The sequence below is a fragment of the Mesorhizobium sp. M0047 genome, from assembly GCF_040323315.1.
Taxonomy (GTDB): Bacteria; Pseudomonadota; Alphaproteobacteria; order Rhizobiales; family Rhizobiaceae; genus Mesorhizobium.
In genome coordinates, this window is record NZ_JAMYUW010000110.1 from 1 (window position 1) to 918 (window position 918).

Here is a 918-nt window from a genome sequence, read left to right on the forward strand (position 1 = left end):
GATGGCGGCGACAACGGCCCGGACGGTGCTGGCCGCAACGCCGAACGGGGCTTCCATAAGGAGAAGCGCTCTAACGACACACACCAAAGCACGAGCGACCCCGAAGCGCGGCTCTACAAGAAGGGCGATGGTCAGCCGGCGAGGCTGTGCTACTTGGGGCATGCGCTAATGGAGAACCGTCATGGGCTGGCGGTCGATGGCGGCATTACCCAGGCGACAGGCACGGGTGAGCGTGATGCCGCGCTCGCCATGTTGGACCGCAGACCGTCGCGGCGGCGCATCACGCTGGGCGCCGACAAAGCCTATGATGTCCGCCAGTTCGTCAAGGATCTGCGTGAGCGCAAGGTCACACCGCACATCGCCATCGACGGCCATCTGAGCAAAACCGGCAAGCCTCGCGTGACGGCGATCGATGACCGCACGAAACGCCATCCGGGCTATGATGTCAGCCAGCGCTGCCGCAAGCGGATCGAAGAGGTGTTCGGTTGGATCAAGGCCTCGGCCGGCATGGCCAAGGTTAAGCTGCGAGGATGCGCCCGTGTGAATGCTGCCTTCACCTTGAACCTGGCGGCCTACAATCTGATCCGCCTGCCCAAGCTGCTGGCGGCCCCGGCATGAGCATCGTGGCCCGCTGGCGGATCGTTGAGATGCCCGACTATGTCGAGGACTATCTCGACATGATGGAGCCAGCCTACATTGAATTCGCGGCCGATGGCTCCGGCGAATTCGCCTTCGGCTGCGTTACGGGGCAGATCTTCGGCGCGGGCCACGGCAACAACGTCGCCTTCTCCTGGCAAGGCAATGACGAAATGGACGAGGCCCAAGGCACTGGCTGGGCTGAAATCCAGCCAGACGGCTCTATCAACGGACAAATCTGCTTCCAACGCGGCGACGAAGCAGACTTCATCGCCCGCAAAT

The 918-nt window shown here is 62.9% G+C and carries 2 protein-coding genes; both read left to right on the forward strand.

Features of this window, described 5'->3' with window-relative positions; translation table 11 throughout:
- A partial coding sequence (locus tag NKJ89_RS35590; RefSeq protein ID WP_352609074.1) for a transposase occupies positions 1-618 on the forward strand: 618 nt, incomplete at its 5' end.
- The coding region (locus NKJ89_RS35595; protein ID WP_352609075.1) for a hypothetical protein at positions 615-918 on the forward strand (304 nt) is incomplete at its 3' end. The genes NKJ89_RS35590 and NKJ89_RS35595, both read left to right, overlap by 4 nt.